Raw genomic sequence first — 19,888 nt, forward strand, 5'->3', positions numbered from 1 at the left:
CAGCCGCGCATGTCCCGCCCGATACGCGCCCGGCGCCGTGCCGCGGCCCTGCTCGTCGCCCTGTTCGCCCTGGTCACGGCCGGGATCACGGCCGGGACGTTCGGCGCGAGCGCGGCCCCGCAGGCGGCGCCCGCCGGCGGCGAGTCGTCGGCGGTCACCGTCACCGGCCACGACGACTTCGCCGGCCTGAAGGTGACCGTCCACCAGACCCAGCACCTGGTCAACCAGGTGGTGAAGATCTCCTGGACCGGCGGCGTACCGACCGTCTCGGACACCACCTTCGCCGCGAACTACCTGCAGATCATGCAGTGCTGGGGCGACAAGAGCCCGGATCCGGACCAGTGCCAGTTCGGCGGCTCGTCGTCGCTCGGCGCCGGGACCGGCGCCCAGGCGGCCGGCGCGTTCAGCAACACGCGGCAGCTCAACTACGGCGGACTCGCCGACCCCGAGCAGACGACGCTGCCGCCGCCGGTCGCGCCGAGCACCAACTCGTACGTGCCCTTCCGGTCGGTGACCGGCGATGTGAGCAAGTCCGGGAACTGGAACGACTTCTACGACGGCAACACCTCCAACGAGGTGCCCTACGGGCGGACCGGGTCCAACGGCACCGGCGAGGTCTACTTCGAGATGGAGACCTCGCTGGAGGCGCCGGGCCTGGGCTGCGGCGACGTGCCGGCCGGCGCGCCGAGCACCCAGGGCCGCTCCTGCTGGCTGGTGATCGTGCCCCGCGGCACCCGGGAAGTGGACGGCAGCTCCTACCTGAGCCAGCCCAACGGCCTGCTGCGGTCCTCCCCGCTGAGCGCGTCCAACTGGAAGGAGCGGCTGGTCGTCCCGCTGCACTTCGAACCGGTCGGCAACTACTGCCCGATCGGCGCCGACGAGGTCCCCACCCTCGGCGACGAGGTGGTGGCCGAGGCGATGTACCGCTGGCAGCCCGCGCTGTGCCAGACCGGGAAGAAGACGATCTACAGCTACGCACCGGCCACCGACGACACCTCGCGCTCCAAGCTGGCCTCCCTCGGCGACCCCGGCCTGGTCTTCCTCAGCCGGCCGCCGGCCGCCGACCAGCAGCCGGCCGACCGGCGGCCGGTCTACGCACCGGTCACGCTGTCCGGGCTGACCTTCGGCTTCTTCATCGAGAGCCAGGCCGGCTTCAACGCCGACGACCAGCTCAAGGCCCGCAACGGCACCCGTCTGACCAGCCTGAACCTCACCCCGCGGCTGGTCGCCAAACTCCTCACCGAGTCCTATCAGGACGGCAACTCCCGGTTCGCGCCCAGCACCCAGAAGAACCCGTTCAACCTGGGCAAGGACCCGGAGTTCCTGAAGTACAACCCGGACTACAAGGGCATGGACTTCGGCGGCGCCCTCGGTGACGCCCTGGTGCCCGAGCCGCTGGCGGACGCGACCTGGCAGCTGTGGAACTGGGTGGACAAGGACCCGGCGGCCCACGAGTTCCTGTCGGGCGTCCCGGACAACCAGGGGACGTACGGCGACCCGTCCTTCTCCGGCATGACGGTGAACCCGAACTACAGGAACATCGCGCTGCCGGTCACCGACTACCCCAAGAGCGACCCGTTCTGCCAGCAGTTCACCGACCACCCGGACGCACCGCTGTGCGTGCAGGACAAGCACCCGTACGCCCAGGACATGCACACCGGCGCCCGGTCGGTCGCGCGCGGTGACACGCTGGCCCGCTCCACCTGGGACCCCACCAGCCTTCCGCCCGGCTACAAGAAGAACCCGCCGCAGAGCGCCGGGCAGCGCGCCATCCTGTGCATCACCGACACCGCGACCGCGGCCCGGTACGGCCTGGTCACCGCCAAACTGCAGAACGCGGCGGGCGCGTTCGTGGCGCCGACGAGCACAAGCCTGCTGGCCGGCGAGGCGGCCATGAAGCCGACCGGCGTCCCCGGCGTGCTCCAGCCCGACCCGCGGGCGACGAATCCCGCCCTCTACCCGCTGAGCCTGCTCACCTACGCCGCGACCGTGCCCGAGGCCCTGACCAAGGCCGAGGGCCAGGATCTGGCCACGCTGCTGACGTACGCGGCCGGCACCGGGCAGCAGCCCGGCGTCGCCCCCGGCACCCTGCCCGACGGCTACGCGCCGCTGCCCAAGGCGCTGCGGGAGCAGACGCTGTCGGCGGCCGCGGCAGTGGTGTCCCGGTCCAGCGGCTCGGCGGGCGCCGGCTCCTCCGGCGGCGCGAGCGGCGGCTCCTCGGGTGGATCCACCGGCGGTTCGTCCGGCGGCGCCGGCGGATCCACCGGCGGTTCGTCCGGCGGTTCCGCGAGCAGCACCAGCGGCGGTGTCACCGGAGGCACTTCGGGCGGCTCCTCCGGCGGCGCGGCCGCCCCGGGCGGCAAGCCCGGCGCGCACGGCTCCGGCGCGAGCCCGTCGCCGAGCGGCTCCGCGAAGCCGGGCGCCACGCCGGGCGCGCAGGCACCGGCCGCGAGTCACACGCTTCTCACCCCGCCCTGGGCGCTCGGCGCACTGCGCTACGTCCTGCTGATCGCCCTGATCCTCGGGCTGATCGCCGCCCTGGGCGGGCCCCTGCTGCCCCGTGTGGTGCCGCGGCTGTCCGCGGACCTGCGGACCTGGCTCGACCACCGGGGCAAGCCGTGACGCCGTACGACGAAAGGGGGTGATGCCCGAACCGCACTCTTCGACAGGTCCGTGCCAGCGAACCGTCCATCGAAACACGCCGGGCACCACCCGGCGCGAGTTTATCCGAAAGGTTAACAGCAGTGAACTTGAGGAAGATCATCGTGGCCGCCGTCGGCGCCGCGGGTCTGCTCACCGGCGCCGTCTGCGGTGGCGTGGCCGTCGCCGACCCGTCCGGCGCGCCCACCTACCGTCAGCTCGCGGGTGTCGGCTCCGACACCACGCAGGGCGTGATGAACGGTCTGTCCAACGTCGTCACGATCAACGGCACGAAGGTCCTCGGCTCCTACGACGCCGTGGGTTCGGCCAACATCACGACCAAGGACCCGGCCACCACCCCGGGCTGCACCATCGCCCGGCCGAACGGCTCGGGCGCCGGCCGCACCGCGCTGTCCACCTCGCTCGCCGCGAACAACGGCTGCCTGGACTTCTCCCGGTCCTCCAGCCTCAACCTGGCGGCGGCCCAGCCCGGCCTGACCTACGTGCCGTTCGCCGTGGACGCGGTCACCTACGCGATCACCCCGACCAGCGCGGTGCCCCGCAAGCTGGGCCTGGCCGACCTGAAGGCCATCTACCACTGCGACCCGAACTACGTGGGCACCGGTCCGAACTACTCGCTCACCGTGTACCTGCCGCAGGCGGGTTCCGGCACCCGTTCCTTCTGGGAGTCCACCGTCGGCATCTCCGACGCCGACGTGGTCGCGGGCGTGTACCCGTGCATCAAGGACCACACCAAGGACGGCGCCATCGTCGAGGAGCACGACGGCCGCGTCCTGGACGACAACTCCATCGCGCCGTTCTCCATCGCCCAGTACATCGCGCAGAGCTCGCAGACCATCGCGGACCTGCGCGGCCGGGCCATCCTCGGCACCATCGACGGCCTCTCGCCGACCGCGCTGAACAGCAACTTCGGTGTGAAGCGTGACGTCTACAACGTCATTCCGACCAGCAAGATCGCCACGGCCCCGTGGAGCACGGTCTTCGTCGGCAAGAGCTCGCTCATCTGCCAGCAGACCGACGTGATCAACACCTACGGCTTCGCCGCCAACCCGAACTGCGGCGACACCAGCCAGCAGACTCCGTGAGCCGTGCCGGATCCTCCGGCTGCCCAGCACCTTCCGAAGCTTTTGATCCTTCCGATAGGGAGAGCACGAAAGTGTTGCAGAACAGACTCTCGCGAGCCCTGGCGGGCGGTCTCGCGAGCCTGGTGGCCGCCACCGCCGCGGGCCTGATCGTGGCCCCGTCGGCGCACGCCGCCACCATCGGCACGGCGGACGTCACCCCGGCCACGGGCTCGGACACCTCCAGCATGTCGCTGACCACGTCCGACGCCTGTCCGACCAGCGCGACCAACGTCATCGTGTCGGTCACCGGCCAGGGCTTCCCGGCCGCGGGCCAGAACGTGGTCGGCAACTCGCCGATCACCACGTACAGCACGACGGGCAACGGCGGCATGATCATCCCGCTGACCCAGACGATGCGCGACTACGCCAACACCGCCGGTTTCACCACCCTGACCGGCAAGTACACCTTCACCGTCACCTGCCGGACCGCGTTCAACGCCACCAGCCTCGGTGACTTCCCGGCGTCGGTGTGGTTCACGTCGAACACGGCGTACCAGAACACCGACCCGAGCGTGAAGACCGACACCACCACGTCCCTGGCGGTGTCCCCGGCCAGCCCCGCGACCGCGGGCACGCCGGTGACGCTGACCGCCACCGTGGGCCCGGCCGGCACCGCCGGCCAGGTGCAGTTCAAGGACAACGGCGCCGCCCTCGGCAGCCCGGTCGCGGTCTCCGGCGGCACCGCCGCGCTGACCACCAGCGACCTGCCGGCCGGCACCCACTCGCTGACCGCGGAGTTCACTCCGACCAGCCTGTCCTTCAACCCGTCGGCGTCGACCGCCGTGGCGTTCGTGGTGAACCCCGCGCCGGCCACCGCGACCACCACCGCGCTGGCCGTCTCCCCGGCCGGCACGTCCGAGCAGTTCAGCCCGGTCCAGTTCACCGCCACCGTCGCCCCCGCGGCGGCCGGCGGCTCGGTGAAGTTCCAGGACACCGTGGCCGGTACCACCACCACGCTGGCCACGGTTCCGGTCTCGGCCGGCACCGCGACCTACACCACCACCAGCCTCGGCACCGGTGACCACTCGTTCTCCGCGACCTTCGTCCCGGCGGACAGTGCCGCCTTCCTGGGCTCTGACTCCCCGGCCATCGCCTACACCGTCGGCGCCTTCGCCGGTGTGACCGCGTCCGAGGACATCACCACCACCGTGCAGGCCGGTGCGCTGGTCATCAGCGTCGACAACCCGCACGTGACCCTGCCGTCGCCGGTGCTGAACGCCAACGGCGACCTGCTCACCACCACGGGGAAGATCAACCCGGTCACCCTGACCGACACCCGCGCCGGTAACCCGGGCTGGTCGGTCAGCGGCCAGGTCTCCGACTTCTCCGACGGCGGCTCGCACGCCATCAACGGCGAGAACCTCGGCTGGACCCCGAACGTCGTGGACAAGTCCCCGGCGCAGACCGTGACGGCGGGCTCCGCCGTCGCCGCGGCCAGCGGTGTCGCCCCCGGCGACCCGGGCACCGACGGCCTGAGGTCCTCCCGCTCGCTGGCGGTCGGTACCGGCCTCGGTACCGCCCACTTCGGGGCCGACCTGGCCCTGAACGCGCCGACCTCGACCGTGGCCGGCACGTACACCGCGACCCTCACCCTGACCGCCATCTGACGGTCGGTTCGACGGGGCGCCGGGCGCAGGTCCGGCACCCCGGCAGGGCCGTGACACCAGCTCCACCAGCTTGACCGGCTTCACCAGGGGCGCCGCCACGCCGGGGCGCCCCGGGCCGGGACGGGCACACAGCCCGTCCCGGCCTCACCCGCGCAAGCGGCCCCGCTCGACCCACCGGCTACGAGCCGCCGCCGACCTGCCCGCGCCCGATCGGACGACCTGACATGATCACGAGTTCAGCACGCCGCCTGGCCGCCTATGTCGCGGCCTGCCTCCTCATCGTCCTCGCGGCCGCCGGGACCGCGTCGGCCGTCCCGGCCCGTCCCTCCGCCCTCGCCCCGCAGGGCGCGCCCCGGCCCGCGGCCGGCCCCGCGCCGCAGGACGGCTCCTCGCCCGGCCGGGCCACGTTCGGTGTCCAGCCCTCCGGCGCCAAGGCGCCCGACGCGCGGCCGAACTTCTCGTACGGTGTGACGCCCGGCGCCGCGGTGAGCGACCACATCGCGGTCTGGAACTACAGCACCCGGCCGCTGACCCTGCGGGTGTACGCCGCCGACGCCATCAACACCGAGGACGGCGGCTTCGACCTGCTCGCGGCCGGCAAGAAGTCCAAGGACGCCGGCGCCTGGGTGAAGCTCGCGCAGAACCAGGTCACCGTGAAGAGCCGGTCCAAGGTCATCGTCGGCTTCACCCTCACCGTGCCGGCCAAGGCCACCCCCGGCGACCACATCGGCGGCATCGTCGCCTCACTGTCCGGGGTGCGCACCGACGACAAGGGCGACAAGGTCACCGTCGACCAGCGGGTCGGCGCCCGCGTCTACCTGCGGGTGGCCGGCGCCCTGGCCCCGCGGCTGGCCGTGGAGGACCTGCACACCTCCTACCACGGCACCGCCGACCCGTTCGGCTCCGGCTCGGCCACCGTCACGTACACCCTGCGCAACACCGGCAACATCCGGCTGGCCGCCCATCAGACCGTGCGCGTGCACGGCATGTTCGGCGACGCCCGCACCGCGCAGCCGCGCGACGTGCCCGAACTCCTGCCGGGTTCCTCGCTGCGCGTCACCGCCGCCGCCACCGGGCTGTTCCCGTCGCTGCGCGGCACCACGACCGTGACCGCCGACCCGCAGGCCGTGCACGGCGACGTCGCGCAGGCCCCGATGCCGCGCACCACCGTCTCGGCCGGCTTCTGGGCGGTGCCCTGGACGCTGCTGGCCGTCCTGGTCGTGCTGCTGGCCGGTCTGACGCTGCTGGTGGTGCGGTACGTGCGCGGCCGCCGCGGGGGTCCGGACCGCAGCGGCGCCGGCCGCAGCTCCGCGGAGAAGGGCCCGAAGCGGCCGCGCAGGTCGCGCGCCGCCGCGCCCGCCGCGATGGCGCTGGCCGCCGCCGTGCTGTGGGCCGGCGCGCCGCACGCCGCCGCCGCGCCCGCCGCGCAGCTCACCGTGACGCCGGGCAAGGGAAGTTCCACCCAGACCATCACGCTGACCGCCGCGCAGGCCTGCCCGGCGGGCACCACGAACGTCATCGCCCGGATCGAGGGCGCCGGCTTCCCGCAGGGCGGCCAGATCGTCGTCGGCAACTCCCCGCTGAGCACCTACCCCAAGGCGGCCGCCGGCGGACTGTCGATCCCGCTCACGTACACCATGCGGGACTACGCGATGACCGCCGGGTTCACCACCCTGCGCGGCACGTACACCTTCACCGTCACGTGCCTGAAGGGCGCCTTCTCCCACCAGGGCGTGCAGGAGTTCACCGGGTCGCTGCGGTTCACCTCCGCGGACGCCTACCGGGACGGCACGCAGGTGCCCGGGGTCGACCCGGCCGCCTCCACCGACCCGAACTCCGACCCGGCCCCGACCGGGCCCGCCGCGCCCGGTGCTTCCAGTGCCTCCGGTGCTCCCGGTGCTTCCGGGCAGGGCGCGCAGCCCGGGGCGAGCGCGGGCACCTCCGGCGGCACGGCCGCCCCCGGGCAGTCCGCACAGCCCGGGCAGCCCGCGCAGCCGTCGCAGGGCGCCACCGCCGGTACGTCCGCCGGCGCCGGACGGACTCTCGACACAGCCGCCAGCACCGTCAGGCAGGGCGACAACACCCCGCTCGTCGTCTGGTCGGTGGCCGGTTTCGCGGTCGCCTTCCTGGTGCTCGCGGCGGGCGCCGTCCACCGGGTGCGCGGCCGCCGGGCCGCCCGCGCGCAGAACACCTGACCAGATCCGTAACGCAAGAGGAGAGCATCGTGTCGTTCACCCGACTGTCCCGCCCGGCCGCGGCCGGCGTGGGCTCGCTGATCGTGGCCTGTGCCGCGGCCGGCGTTTTCACCGCACCCGCCGCCCACGCCGACGCGGTGGGCACGCTGACGGTGACGCCGCACACCGGCCTGGACAGCAGCGGCATCAACCTGCAGACGTCGGCCCTGTGCCCGGACCCCGCGACCAACCTGATCGTGACGGTCAAGGGCAGCGGCTTCCCCGCCGCCGGCCAGAACGTCGTCAGCAACTCGCCGCTCACCACCTACAACGCGGCGGGCAGCGGCTTCACGGTGCCGCTCACCCAGACCATGCGGGACTACGCCAACACCGCCGGCTTCAGCACCCTCCAGGGCAAGTACGACTTCACGCTGACCTGCCGGACCGCGTTCAACCCGACCAGCCTCGGCGACTTCACCGGGTCGATCTGGTTCACCTCCAACACCACGTTCCAGGACACCGACCCGAACGGGCCGACCACGCCGCCCACCACCCCGACGGGCACGCCCACCGGCACCCCGACGTCCACGCCGACGGACACCGGAACGCCCACGAGCACGCCGACCGACACCGGGACGCCCACCGGCACCCCGAGCGACACGCCGACCGACACCGCGACGCCGACCGGCACCCCGAGCGACACGCCCACCGACACCTCCAGCCCGACCGGCGCCCCGACCGACACGTCGGCCGCCGGCGGCGACTCGGGCACGTCGGGCACGTCCGGCACCTCGGGCGGCTCCGGCTCCGGCGGCTCGCAGGACGTGTCCACCACGGTCAGCGGCGGCAGCAACGGCGGCGGCTCGCTCGCCGCCACCGGCACGAACGCGGCCACGCTCGGCTCCGTCGCGGCCGTCCTGGTGCTGGCCGGCGGCGCCGCCGTCTGGCAGACCCGCCGGCGCCGTACCGCCGCCGCCGACTCCACCACCTCCAACGACTGACCGGGAGATACCCCACATGACGTCCCTCACCGCCCGCCGCCCGCTGTCGGCCGCGGTCGCCGTCCTCGTCGCCGCGGGCACCTTCGCCCTCGGCGCGGGCAGCGCCCGTGCCGACGTCCTCGGCGGCATGGAGGTGTCCCCGGCCACCGGTTCGGACACCACCGGCATGTCGCTGACCACGGACGGCCCGTGCCCCGACGCCGCGACCAACCTGATCGTGTCGGTCAAGGGCAGCGGCTTCCCCGCGAGCGGCCAGAACGTGGTCGGCAACTCGCCGATCACCACCTACGGCACGTCGCCGCAGGGCGGCATCGTGGTGCCGCTCACCCAGACCATGCGGGACTACGCCAACACCGCCGGTTTCAGCACCCTTCAGGGCCGGTACGACTTCACGCTGACCTGCCGCAGCGCGTTCGGCGCCACCACCTTCGGCGACTTCACCGCGCCGATCTGGTTCACCTCCAACACCGCCTACCAGAACACCGAACCGGTCCACACCGTGGCGACCACGACCGCGCTCGCGGTCAGCCCCGCCGGCTCGGCCACCCAGGGCACCTCGGTCAAGCTCACCGCGACCGTGGCGCCGGCCGCCGCGGCCGGCTCGGTGCAGTTCATGGACGGGACCAAGGCGCTGGGCAGCCCGGTCGCCGTGGCCGCCGGCAGCGCCTCGCTGACCACCGCCGCGCTCGCGGCCGGCGGCCACAGCCTGACCGCGCACTTCACGCCCACCGACCCGACCGCCTTCGGCCCGTCGGCGTCCACCGCCGTGGCCTACACCGTCAAGGTGCCCAAGCCGGTCGTGGTCTCCGCGCCCAAGGTCACCGGCACCGTACGGGTCGGGGCGACCGTGACCTGCGCGGTGTCCTTCAGCGGCGGCACGTCCCAGATCTGGTCCTGGCAGCTCGACGGCGTCACCGTGCGCGGCGCGACCGGCCGTACCTACCTCCTGCCGGACGCCGACTACAAGCACAAGATCGCCTGCCGCAGCGTGGCCAGCAACAGCTCCGGCAGCACCGGCGCCACCAGCCCGGCCGTGACCGTCGCCGTCGGCGCCACCCTGCGCAACACCGCGCTGCCCAGCTTCACCGGCACCGTCGCCACCGGCCACACCGTGACCGCGCGCGGCGGCAGCTGGACCCCGGCGGCCACGCACTACGTGATCATCTGGCGGCGCGACGGCAAGGCCATCACCGGCGCCACCCGCTCCACCTACACGCTCACCAAGGCCGACCACGGCCACCTGCTGTCGCTCACGATCATCGCCCAGCGCACCGGCTGGACCAGCGGCACCGCCACCTCCAGGTCGGTGAGGGTGGGATGACCCCACCTCCAGCACCGTCCGGCACCACCGTCCGGGCCGCGGCACCCGCCGCCGGCCCGGGCCCCGCCGCACGGAACACCGGCCGGGCGCGCACCGCGCGCCCGGCCGGGCCCGGGCTGCGGATCGCGAGCACCGCGCTGACCATCCTCGCGGCGCTGCTGCTCGGCTTCGTCGTGGACGCCGGCCTGCTCAGCCACATCCGGCACGCCCGCGACCGGCAGGTCGACTACGCGACGCTGCGCGGCGACCTGGCCAACGGCGTCGCGCCGGTCGGCACGGCGGCCGCCGCGCAGAGCCCGGGCGCGGGCGCCGCGGGCCCCGGCGTGAAGCCGCTGAAGCCCGGCGCCCTGCTGGCCGTGCTGAGCATTCCCGAACTGCACGTCAGGGAAGTCCTCCACGAGGGCACCACCGCCCGGATCCTGGCCCGCGGACCGGGCCACCGCCGGGACACCCCGCTGCCCGGCCAGGCCGGCGTCAGCGTCATCATGGCCCGGCAGGCCACCTACGGCGGCCCGTTCCGGCACATCGGCGACCTGCACGCCGGCGACACCTTCTCCGTGACGACCGGTCAGGGCGTGGCCCGCTACCGGGTCATCGGCGTGCGCCGGTCCGGCGACCCGCAGCCCTCCGCGCTGCCCGCCGGCCAGGGCCGGCTCACCCTCATCACCGCCTCCGGCACGCCCTTCATGCCCAGCGGCATCCTGCGGGTGGACGCCGACCTGGTCTCCCAGGTGCAGCCCGGGGACGCCCCGCCGGTCGCGCCCGAGGCGCTGCCGGCCGACGAGAAGCCCATGGCCGTCGAAGGCGACGGCTGGCTGCCCCTGGTGCTGTGGGGACAGGGGCTGCTGCTCGCCGCGGCCGCCCTGACCTGGGCACAGGTGCGATGGGGCCGGCGGCAGACCTGGGTGGTGGGCGTACCCCTGCTCGCCGTCCTCGGCCTGGTGGTCGCCGACAACGCGGCCCAGCTCCTGCCCAACCTGATGTGAGGACCAGTTGATCCAGCAGCGCGACGAGTACGGGACGGCGGACACCGCCGCCGCGGCCGCCCACCCCGCGGCCGGAACCGGGAGGCAGACGATGTCCGAAACCGAGACCACCATGATCCTGCCGCCTCAGGGGGACGGCACCGGCTCGACCCTCGAAGGACGGCGGGTCTCCGCCTGGTTCGGCGACCGCAAGGTGCTGGACCGGGTGTCGCTGACCATGCCGTCCGGCCAGGTGACCGCCCTGATCGGCCCGTCCGGCTGCGGCAAGTCCACCTTCCTGCGCATCCTCAACCGGATGCACGAACTGGTGCCGACCGCCTCGCTGGCCGGCGAGGTCCTGCTCGACGGCGAGGACATCTACGCCCCCGGCCGCCGGCTGACCGAGGCCCGCCGCAACATCGGGATGGTCTTCCAGAAGCCCAACCCCTTCCCGGCGATGTCGATCTACGACAACGTGCTCGCCGGCCTGAAGCTCACGGGCCTGCGCAAGTCCGGCGGCGAGAAGGACCACCTGGTCGAGGAGTGCCTGACCAAGGCCGGGCTGTGGAAGGAGGTCCGGGACCGGCTGCGGCAGCCCGGCGGTGCCCTGTCCGGCGGTCAGCAGCAGCGTCTGTGCATCGCCCGCTCGCTGGCGATCCGGCCGCGGGTGCTGCTGATGGACGAGCCCTGCTCGGCGCTGGACCCGACGTCCACCCGGCGCATCGAGGAGACGATCGGCGAACTCGCCCACGAGGTCACCATCGTGATCGTCACCCACAACATGCAGCAGGCCGCCCGCGTCTCGCACCAGTGCGCGTTCTTCCTGGCCGAACAGGGCACCCCGGGCGCGATCGTCGAGCACGGCCCGACCCCGGCGATGTTCGGCTCGCCGACCGACCCGCGCACCGCCGACTACGTGGCGGGCCGCTTCGGCTGAGTCCGCCTCCCCCTCCCGCCGTACGCGCCGGGCGGTACGTGGCCGCCGTCCGGTACGTACCGCCCGGCCCTGAACCGGCCCTGAACCGTCCCCGCACCTGCCCGGGCCCGTCCGAGCCTGCCCTGAACCTGCCCGTATCGTCGGCCGGAACAGCCCGGCCCGGCCCCGTCACCTGCTGCCCCGTACCGCCGCGGCCCCCGCGAGGCACGATCGGAGTAGCCCGGCGCGAGTGGGGTGATGACGATGGTTCCCGGCGACGATCGTCGTCTGAGGGGTGTGACGGACGAGGCCGGCGATCGCGGTGCGCGGGTACGCCGGGCGGGAGGGCGACAGCAATGGCGGAAGCATCCTTCGTGCGGCGGACCCGGAGCCCGGGACTGGCACTGCGGCTGGGGCGGATCAGCGGCGTCATGGTCGCCCACGCCGTGATCTTCGCACCCGGCATCGTCGGCGGGTTGCTCCGCCGCAAAGCCCCGGCCCGTACCGGGGAACGGCTGGCCGCGCTCCTGACCGCGCTCGGCCCCTCGTACATCAAGATCGGCCAGCTGATGAGCACCCGGCGGGACCTGCTGCCGGACCGGATCTGCGACGCGCTGGGCAAGCTGACCGACTCCAACCCGGCTCCGCGCCGCTCCCGGATCCAGGCCGCGGTGCGCGACGCCTACCGGGGCCGCGAGTGGCCGTTCACCGAGTTCGACTGGACCCCGGTGGCCAGCGGCAGCATCGCCACCGTGCACCGCGCCGTCACCACCGACGGCCGCACGGTCGCGGTGAAGGTACGGCGCCCCGGCATCGAGACCGTGATGCGCCAGGACTTCCAGCTGATGAGCATGGCGGTGCGGATGCTCAGCCGCCTGCCGCGGCTGCGCGAGATGCCGCTCGGCCTGATGCTCGACCAGGTCGGCGGCGCGGTCCTGCACCAGGTGGACCTGGGCGCCGAACACGACTCCCTGGTCGCGCTGCGCACCAACCTCGCCTCGCTGACCTGGGCCCGGATTCCCGAGCCGGTGACCGAACTGTGCCGCGACGACATCCTGGTGATGGAGTTCGTCGAGGACCTGATCCGCTTCTCCCCGGACGAGCTCCAGCCCGAGGCCCGCGGCACCGCCGCCCGCCGCGCCCTGGCCGCCATCTACGAGATGCTGTTCGTGGACGGCATGGTCCACTGCGACCTGCACCCGGGCAACATGTACGTGGACCGCGACGGCTCCCTGGTGATCCTCGACGCCGGCTTCGTGATCAAGCTGCCGGAGGCGGTACGGGTCTCCTTCGCCGACTTCTTCATCTACATGACCATGGGCAACGGCCCGGTCGCCGCCCAGATCGTCATCGACAGCGCCGCCAGCATGTCCGAGAACTGCGACCTGGAGGGCTTCCGCAAGGAACTGTCCGACCTGGTGATCGCCTCCGCCGGCCAGCGGTCGGGCGAGTTCAGCCTCGCGGTCTTCGCCGGCAAGCTGTTCGACATGCAGCGCCGCTTCGGCCTCTACCCGGCGCCGGAGTTCGCCTTCCCGCTGCTGTCCATGCTGGTGATGGAGGGCATGGTGCAGGGCTTCGACCCCGAGCTGGACTTCCAGAAGGAAGCGGTGCCGGTGCTGATGCGCCGCAACGAACCGCGCGAGCCGGTCGCCTGAGCCCTCCTCGTACGAACCGCCGTCCACCCCCTCTCCGGCGCGGCACAATGGCAGCCGCGGCACGACGGGGAGGGAGTGGCGGGTGGCCAGGCAGCGGGTGTCCCGGCAGGAGCTGAACCGGCGCCGCCGGGCGAGCGGATTCGTGGGCCGCACCGGTGAACTGAGCCTGTTCCGCGACAACCTGACCCGCGATCCGCAGGACGAGACCTTCCAGTACCTCTTCCATGTGCACGGTCACGCCGGGGTCGGCAAGACCTCCCTGCTCCGCCAGTGGGAGGCCGCGGCGCGCAACCGGGAGGCGGCCACCGCGTACGTGGACGACGGCGTGCACAGTGCGGTCGAGGCCATGGAGGCGGTCGCCGTCCAGCTGGACCGGCAGGGCCTGCCGCTCAAGGCATTCCAGGAACTCCTGGCCACCTACCGGCAGCGCCGCCACGAGGCCGAAACCGCCCCCGCCGCCCCCGAGCTGACCGACCCCTCCGGCCCGGCCGGACCCGAGCGGCGCGCCTCGACGGCCGGCACGGTGATGGCCCAGGCCGGCCTCGCGGGCCTGGGCCTGGTGCCGGGCCTCGGGGCGGTGGCCGGCGCCATGGATCCGCAGCAGGTCGCCCAGCAGGTGACGCAGGGCGCGGACCGGCTGCGCGCGGCCGTCGGGGCGCGGCTGCGCAGCCACGACGACGTACGTCTCGTGGTCTCCCCGCTGCGGGTGCTCACCCCGGTCTTCCTCCAGGACCTGGCCCGGGCGGCCGAGAAGCGGCCCTGGCTCGTCCTCTTCTTCGACGTCTTCGAACGCACCGGCCCGCTGCTCGGCGAATGGCTGCGCGAGGTGCTGGTCGGCGAGGAGCACGGCGAACTCCCGCTCAACGTGGTGGCCGTGCTCAGCGGGCAGGGCGCGCTGGACGCCGCGCACTGGGGCGACCACCGTGACCTGGTCTGCGACGTGCCGCTCGAGGTCTTCACCGAGGACGAGGCCCGCGACCTGCTGGCCGCCCACGGCATCACCGACGAAGCCGTCGTCGAGGTCGTCCTGCGCCTCACCGGCCGCCTGCCCGTCCTGGTCGACCTGCTCGCCCAGACCCGCCCCGGGCACCCCACCGACGTCGAGGACCCCTCCGACACCGCCGTCGACCGCTTCCTGAAGTGGATCACCGACCCCGCCCGCCGCGACGCCGCCCTGGCCTGCGCCCTGCCGCTCCAGCTCGACGAGGACGTCTACCGCGCCGCCGTCCCCGACACCGCCGCCGACCAGTACGCGTGGCTGCGCGGGCTGCCCTTCGTCACCGGCCAGGGCGGGCGAGCCCGCTACCACGACGTCGTCCGCACCCCCATGCTCCGCCTCCAGCGCACCCGGTCCGCCGCCCGCTGGCAGCAGCAGCACCTGCGGCTGGCCGCCGCCTATCGGCGCTGGCGCGAGGACCGCGAGGCCGCCCTCACCCCCGACACGTACGGCGACGACCCCGACTGGCGCGAGCACCGGCTCGGCGAGACCTACCACCTGCTGTGCGCCGACCCGGCCCGCGCCTGGCCCGACGCCCTCCCCGACGTCGTCCGCGCCTGCGAACAGGGCACCCCCGCGCTGCGCCGCTGGGCCCAGCTCCTCACCCGCGCCGGCCAGGACGCCGCCCACCCGCCGCTGCTCGCCTGGGGGCGCCGCCTCGAAGCCGCGGCCGAGGACCCGGTCGCCGCCGTCACCCACCTGCTGACCGCTCGTGACCTCACCCCCACCACCCGCGCCCTCGCCCACGCCGTTCGCGGCCGCCACCACCGCGCCGCCGCCCGCCACGACCAGGCCCTCGCGGACTGCGCCACGGCGCTCGACCTCGACCCGGAGTGCGTACCCGCCCTCTTCGGCCGCGGCGAGACCTTGCGGTTGGTGCGTCGGTACGAGGAGGCGGCGGCCACCTTGACCCGAGCGATCGAGCTCGACCCGACGCACTCCCGTGCGGTGGGCAGCCTTGCGATGACCCACTATGCGCTGGGCCGCTACGAGGAGGCGCTGTCGGGCTTCACCCGGGCGATCGCGCTGGACCCGACATATGCGTGGGCTTTCGGCAGCCGGGCGCTGACCCATGAGGCATTGAGCCGTCGGGAGGACGCGCTGGCGGATTACGGGCGGGCGATCGAGCTCAATCCGTCGTACGCCTGGGCCTACGCCAACCGGGCGAACACGTATCAGGGCATGGGCCGGTACGAGGACGCGCTCGCGGCTTACGGGCGCGCGATCGAACTCGACGGCGACTACGCCTGGGCGTACGGGAGCCGGGCCGGTACGTACCGGATCCTGGGCCGTTACGAGGACGCGCTGGCGGACTACGGGCGGGCGATCGAACTCAATCCATCGTATTCCTGGGCATACGCGAACCGGGGGAGCACGTATCAGGAGATGGGCCGTTACGAGGACGCGCGCGTCGATCTCGGCCGCGCGCTCTCCCTCGACCCGGACAGCCCCGGCCTCCATCACGAGACCGCGATCGTCCTGCGCCTGCTGGCCGATCCGGCCGAGCACGACCACTGGCGCACCGCCGCGGACCTTTACACGGCCCGGTCGTCCGCCGAAGGGCACTCCGGCACCAGTGCCCTCGGGAACCTCATGGTGGTCCGCTGCGCCACCGGCGACTGGCCGGCAGCCGCGCACACCCTCGGCCGCTTCCTGGACCGCAACCCCAACTCGTACCACCTGCGCGAAGCCCTTGATGACCTGGCCGACCTCGTCGAACCCTTTGACCTGCCGGCCGACCGTCTCGCCCCCCTGCGCGACCGCCTGAACGCGGCGATCGCGGCCCTCGCGCCACCGGGCTGAGCCCTCACGGCCGGTGCCCGTGCCCGTGGTGTTTCTGCCGGCCGGGCGGGACGAAGGACGGGGCCGTGGCCGCGAGCAGGGTTTCCGGGGTCGTGCCGGAGGCGGGCGCGTGCTTGCCGTGGGGGGTGTGGCGGCCGGCGGCGGCGTTGTCCTTGGCCGGCTGAGGGGCGGGCTGCGCGGCGGCGGTGGGGAGGTGGGTCGCCGAGGGCCGCTGCGGGGCGGCGGCCTGCGGGGGAGGCGCCGCGGGCGTGGGCTGCGTGGTGGGGGAATTCCCGTCGGCCAGCGGCGCGGCCAGCGCGAAGACCGCGGCGGCCACCGCGACGACCGCCGTCGTGGCACCGGCCAGCGCGGGCACCGTGCGGCGGGCGCGTACGGGTGCTTCGGCGGGAACGGTCACCGGGTCGCGCCAGGCGCCGGCCGCGAACCAGTCCCTGACCTCTTCCGCGGTCGGGCGGGCCGCCGGCTGCTTGGCGAGCATGCGCAGCAGGAAGGCGTCGAGGGCGGCGGGCACCTCGGGACGCAGCTCGCGCGGGGGAGTCGGGGCGCACTCGACGTGCTGGCGCAGCACCGCCAGGGGGTGTTCGGCGGTGAACGGCGGCCTGCCGACGAGCAGTTCGTAGAGGGCGCAGCCCAGCGAGTAGACGTCGCCGGCCGGGCCGAGCTCGCATCCGCAGGCGGCCTCCGGCGACATGTAGAGGGTGGTGCCGGTCACCGTGCCGGTGCGGGTGGCGTCGGTGACGGTTTCGCCGCCCGCGTCCCGGGCGATGCCGAAGTCGGCGATCTTCGCGGAGCCGTCGCCGGCCAGCAGGACGTTGGAGGGCTTGATGTCCCGGTGGATCACGCCCTGTCGGTGCGCCGCCGCCAGGCCGTCGGCGATCTGCGCGGCGACCGCCGCCACCCGGGCGGGCGGCCGCGGCCCGTGCTGCCGCAGTTCGTCGGCGAGGCTGTGGCCGGCCACCAGTTCCATCACCATGTACGGGCCGTCGTCGGCCACCCCGAAGTCGTGGACGCCCACGACGTGCGGGTGATCGATGTGGGCCGCGGTCCGCGCCTCGCGCCGGAAACGCGCCGCCGCCTCGTCACCCGCCGACCCGGCCAGCATCTTCACCGCCACCGGACGGCCCAGCCGGGTGTCCCACCCCGCCCAGACGTCTCCCATGCCCCCGCGCCCCAGCAGCCGGTCGAGCCGGTACCGATCCGCCAATTCCACCGAACCCACCTCCTCCACGGGGATCGAAGGTCGGTTAACCCGTAAAGCGCCGGACAAACGGGTCGGGCCCGGACAGCGGGGCGGCGCGGCGGACCCGAGGGGCCGCCGCGCCGCGTGTCGTGCGGGTACTCATTTCTGTGGCGTTGCGTTCGCTTACGCCGGACTGCAGGAGACCGTCGGCCAGGTCCAGGTGCCGTTGGTCTGGATCGTGACACCCCAGTTGTTGCCGCTGCCGTTGGGCTTGGCGGTGAGGACCTGGGCGCTGGGCCAGGTGGCGTTGATGTTCCAGGTGGCGATGATCTTCTCCGGCGCCGGGACGTTCATGGTGACCGTCCAGGTGCTGGAGCCGGTGACCGCGACGTTCAGGTTGTAGCGGTCGCTCCACTGCTGGCCCGCGGACAGGGTCGCGGTGCAGCTTCCGCCGCCACCGCCGCCGGTCGTACCCCCGGTCGTACCACCGGTGGTGCCGCCTGTCGTGCCGCCCGTCGTGCCACCGGTCGTGGTGCCCCCGCCGGTGGGGGCCACCGCGCGGCCGGTCTGCGGGGAGATCATGCCGGCGCACAGGCCCTTGCCCGCCAGCATCTGCGCGATGCGCGGAATGGCGGCGAGCGTGTTGGCGGGCCACTCGTGCATGAGGATGACCTGGCCGTTGGTGAGCTGGGAGTTGGCCTGGACGATCGCGTCCGTGGTCGCGCCGTTCCAGTCCTGCGAGTCGACGTCCCAGATGATCTCGGTCAGGCCGTACTTCGCCTCGACCGACTTCAGCGTGGCGTTGGTCTCGCCGTACGGGGGGCGGAACAGCTTCGGCGTGCCGCCGCCCGCGCCGGAGATCGCCTGCTGCGTGCGGGAGACCTCGGAGTCGATCTGGGCCTGGCTCTCCTGGATCAGGTGGGGGTGGGTGTAGCTGTGGTTGCCGACCCACATCCCGGCGCTGATCTCCGCCTGCACCTGTGCCGGGTACGAGGCCGCGTACTGGCCCTCGTTGAACATCGTGGCCCGCAGCCCGTTCTGCTTGAGCGCGTTGAGGATCGCGGGCGTGTGGTCGTTGGACGGGCCGTCGTCGAAGGTGAGTCCGACGTAGCCGTTGCAGGTCGCGGCCTGCGACGGCACCGCGCCCGCGCCGAGGGCCAGCGCGGCGGCCACCGCGGTGACGGCCACCGCCAGCCCGGTGATCAGGGAGAACAGCGACCGGCGTGGTCTGCTGCGGGGGTTCGTGATGCGCATGCGCAGGTCTCCTTCCGCGTGGGCTCGCCGGTCAGCTCGCGCTGCAGGAGACGGTCGGCCAGGTCCAGGTGCCGTTGGTCTGGATGGTCACGCCCCAGTTGTTGCCGCTGCCGTTGGGCTTGGCGGTGAGGACCTGGGCGCTGGGCCAGTTGGCGTTGATGTTCCAGGTGGCGATGATCTTCTCGGGGGACGGGACGTTCATCGTCACGGTCCAGGTGCTGGAGCCGGTGACCGCGATGTTGAGGTTGTAGCGATCGCTCCACTGCTCGCCGGCCGAGATGGTCGCGGTGCAGCTTCCACCGCCGCCACCGCCGGTCGTGCCACCGGTCGTACCGCCCGTGGTGCCACCGGTGGTGCCGCCCGTCGTGCCTCCGCCGCCGGATCCGATGGTGATGTTGGAGTTGCCGCTGCTCTGGTAGCCCTCGGTCGCCAGGATCTGGTAGTTGAAGGTGCCCATGTTCATGCCGTGGCTGGCCCAGGCGCTGAAGTGGTTCCCGGTGCTGATGGTGCCGCCGGTCCGCTTGGACTGCCGCACGCTCCAGTACTGGTTGAAGGTCGCGGTGCCGATGATGGACGGGGCGTTGACGCGCTGCGTCTCGTAGATGTCGTACGTGCCGCCGTCGCTGGTGACCGTGCCCTTGTACGTGCCGGTGGGCCGGTACGTGCCCCAGTTGTCGACGATGTAGTACTCGACCAGCGGGTTGGTGGTCCAGCCGTACAGCGACAGGTAGGCGTTGCCGGACGGGTTGAAGCTCCCGGAGTAGGTCACGTTCTGCTGCGAGCCGGTGCTCCAGCCCTTGCCGGCCACGAAGTTGCCGACGTTGCTCCACGAGGTGCTGTAACTGCCGCCGGAGCCGAGCGACATGGAGGACGAGCCGTTGCCGTCGCTCCAGAACGAGTAGAAGTAGCCGTTGTTCGTGCCCGTCTGGTTGGACGAGACGACCGTGTCGGCGTTCGCGGTTCCGGGCAGGATCAGCGCCGCCACGGCGACCAGTGCGGTCGCGCAGACGGCGCTCAGGAGCAGCCGGAACCGGCTCAGCCGGCCGGAGCGGCCGCGGGTGCGGGGTGCGGGTGCGGATTGTGCGGGTGCATCGTTCATGTGCGCGCTTCCTCCTGGTGCGAGTGGGGGGCCAGGCAGCGTGAACACGGCTCTGCGGCAGCGTCGTTCGACACGGGCTGGGGCAGAGCTGGACCGGTCGCCGTGCGCGCGGCGACCGCGGGCCTGTCGAC

13 protein-coding genes are annotated in these 19,888 nt (G+C 73.1%); 10 read left to right on the forward strand and 3 right to left on the reverse strand.

Annotated elements, in window-relative coordinates; all coding sequences use genetic code 11:
* Positions 1–9: 9 nt before the first annotated feature.
* The 10 genes from ITX44_RS04400 (at position 10) to ITX44_RS04445 (ending at position 16,224) form a co-directional block, all read left to right on the forward strand.
* On the forward strand, positions 10–2,622 hold the full coding sequence (locus tag ITX44_RS04400) for a hypothetical protein (protein WP_205355644.1): 2,613 nt from the start codon (positions 10–12) through the stop codon (positions 2,620–2,622).
* A 122-nt stretch (positions 2,623–2,744) separates the two neighbouring features.
* Positions 2,745–3,746, forward strand: coding sequence for a hypothetical protein (locus ITX44_RS04405; RefSeq protein WP_205355645.1), 1,002 nt, complete (start codon positions 2,745–2,747; stop codon positions 3,744–3,746).
* Positions 3,747–3,817: 71 nt separating this feature from the next.
* Positions 3,818–5,392, forward strand: a complete 1,575-nt coding sequence (locus ITX44_RS04410; RefSeq protein WP_205355646.1) for an Ig-like domain-containing protein — start codon at positions 3,818–3,820, stop codon at positions 5,390–5,392.
* A gap of 224 nt (positions 5,393–5,616) precedes the next feature.
* Positions 5,617–7,587 carry a WxL protein peptidoglycan domain-containing protein gene (locus ITX44_RS04415; protein ID WP_205355647.1) on the forward strand — a complete coding sequence of 657 codons (1,971 nt, stop codon included), beginning with the start codon at positions 5,617–5,619 and terminating at the stop codon, positions 7,585–7,587.
* A gap of 29 nt (positions 7,588–7,616) precedes the next feature.
* Positions 7,617–8,567, forward strand: a complete 951-nt coding sequence (locus ITX44_RS04420; protein WP_205355648.1) for a hypothetical protein — start codon at positions 7,617–7,619, stop codon at positions 8,565–8,567.
* 16 nt (positions 8,568–8,583) lie between these two features.
* Positions 8,584–9,888 carry an Ig-like domain repeat protein gene (locus ITX44_RS04425; protein ID WP_205355649.1) on the forward strand — a complete coding sequence of 435 codons (1,305 nt, stop codon included), beginning with the start codon at positions 8,584–8,586 and terminating at the stop codon, positions 9,886–9,888.
* Positions 9,885–10,874: a sortase gene (locus tag ITX44_RS04430; protein WP_205355650.1), complete on the forward strand. Its 990-nt coding sequence runs from the start codon at positions 9,885–9,887 to the stop codon at positions 10,872–10,874. The genes ITX44_RS04425 and ITX44_RS04430 overlap by 4 nt, the downstream gene beginning before the upstream one ends.
* 112 nt (positions 10,875–10,986) lie before the next feature.
* Positions 10,987–11,790 (forward strand): phosphate ABC transporter ATP-binding protein, encoded by an 804-nt coding sequence (locus tag ITX44_RS04435; RefSeq protein ID WP_205355874.1) that lies wholly within the window; start codon positions 10,987–10,989, stop codon positions 11,788–11,790.
* A gap of 335 nt (positions 11,791–12,125) precedes the next feature.
* Positions 12,126–13,424 (forward strand): ABC1 kinase family protein, encoded by a 1,299-nt coding sequence (locus tag ITX44_RS04440; protein ID WP_205355651.1) that lies wholly within the window; start codon positions 12,126–12,128, stop codon positions 13,422–13,424.
* Between the two features lie 82 nt (positions 13,425–13,506).
* Complete coding sequence (locus ITX44_RS04445; RefSeq protein WP_205355652.1) at positions 13,507–16,224, forward strand: tetratricopeptide repeat protein; 2,718 nt, start codon at positions 13,507–13,509, stop codon at positions 16,222–16,224.
* 4 nt (positions 16,225–16,228) lie between these two features.
* On the opposite strand, the gene ITX44_RS04450 is transcribed toward ITX44_RS04445, so the two are convergent.
* From ITX44_RS04450 to ITX44_RS04460, 3 genes are all read right to left on the reverse strand, one after another.
* Entirely contained in the window at positions 16,229–17,434 is a 1,206-nt protein-coding gene (locus tag ITX44_RS04450; RefSeq protein ID WP_205355653.1) for a serine/threonine-protein kinase, read from the reverse strand.
* Positions 17,435–17,587: 153 nt separating this feature from the next.
* Complete coding sequence (locus ITX44_RS04455) at positions 17,588–18,658, reverse strand: polysaccharide deacetylase family protein (protein ID WP_205355654.1); 1,071 nt, start codon at positions 18,656–18,658, stop codon at positions 17,588–17,590.
* 31 nt (positions 18,659–18,689) lie between these two features.
* The gene (locus tag ITX44_RS04460; RefSeq protein ID WP_236060018.1) at positions 18,690–19,757 is read right to left on the reverse strand and encodes a glycoside hydrolase family 11 protein; all 1,068 of its coding nucleotides are present in this window, start codon (positions 19,755–19,757) and stop codon (positions 18,690–18,692) included.
* Positions 19,758–19,888 lie beyond the last annotated feature (131 nt).

This window comes from Actinacidiphila acididurans (assembly GCF_016918855.1).
Classification (GTDB): domain Bacteria; phylum Actinomycetota; class Actinomycetes; order Streptomycetales; family Streptomycetaceae; genus Actinacidiphila; species Actinacidiphila acididurans.

Excerpts from the sequence above, each read along its gene's own strand:
- ITX44_RS04415 (WP_205355647.1), top strand. The coding sequence starts at position 5,617 with ATGATCACGAGTTCAGCACGCCGCCTGGCCGCCTATGTCGCGGCCTGC.
- ITX44_RS04425 (WP_205355649.1), top strand. The coding sequence starts at position 8,584 with ATGACGTCCCTCACCGCCCGCCGCCCGCTGTCGGCCGCGGTCGCCGTC.
- ITX44_RS04455 (WP_205355654.1), bottom strand. The coding sequence starts at position 18,658 with ATGCGCATCACGAACCCCCGCAGCAGACCACGCCGGTCGCTGTTCTCC.
- ITX44_RS04440 (WP_205355651.1), top strand. The coding sequence starts at position 12,126 with ATGGCGGAAGCATCCTTCGTGCGGCGGACCCGGAGCCCGGGACTGGCA.
- ITX44_RS04460 (WP_236060018.1), bottom strand. The coding sequence starts at position 19,757 with ATGAACGATGCACCCGCACAATCCGCACCCGCACCCCGCACCCGCGGC.
- ITX44_RS04400 (WP_205355644.1), top strand. The coding sequence starts at position 10 with ATGTCCCGCCCGATACGCGCCCGGCGCCGTGCCGCGGCCCTGCTCGTC.
- ITX44_RS04430 (WP_205355650.1), top strand. The coding sequence starts at position 9,885 with ATGACCCCACCTCCAGCACCGTCCGGCACCACCGTCCGGGCCGCGGCA.
- ITX44_RS04435 (WP_205355874.1), top strand. The coding sequence starts at position 10,987 with ATGATCCTGCCGCCTCAGGGGGACGGCACCGGCTCGACCCTCGAAGGA.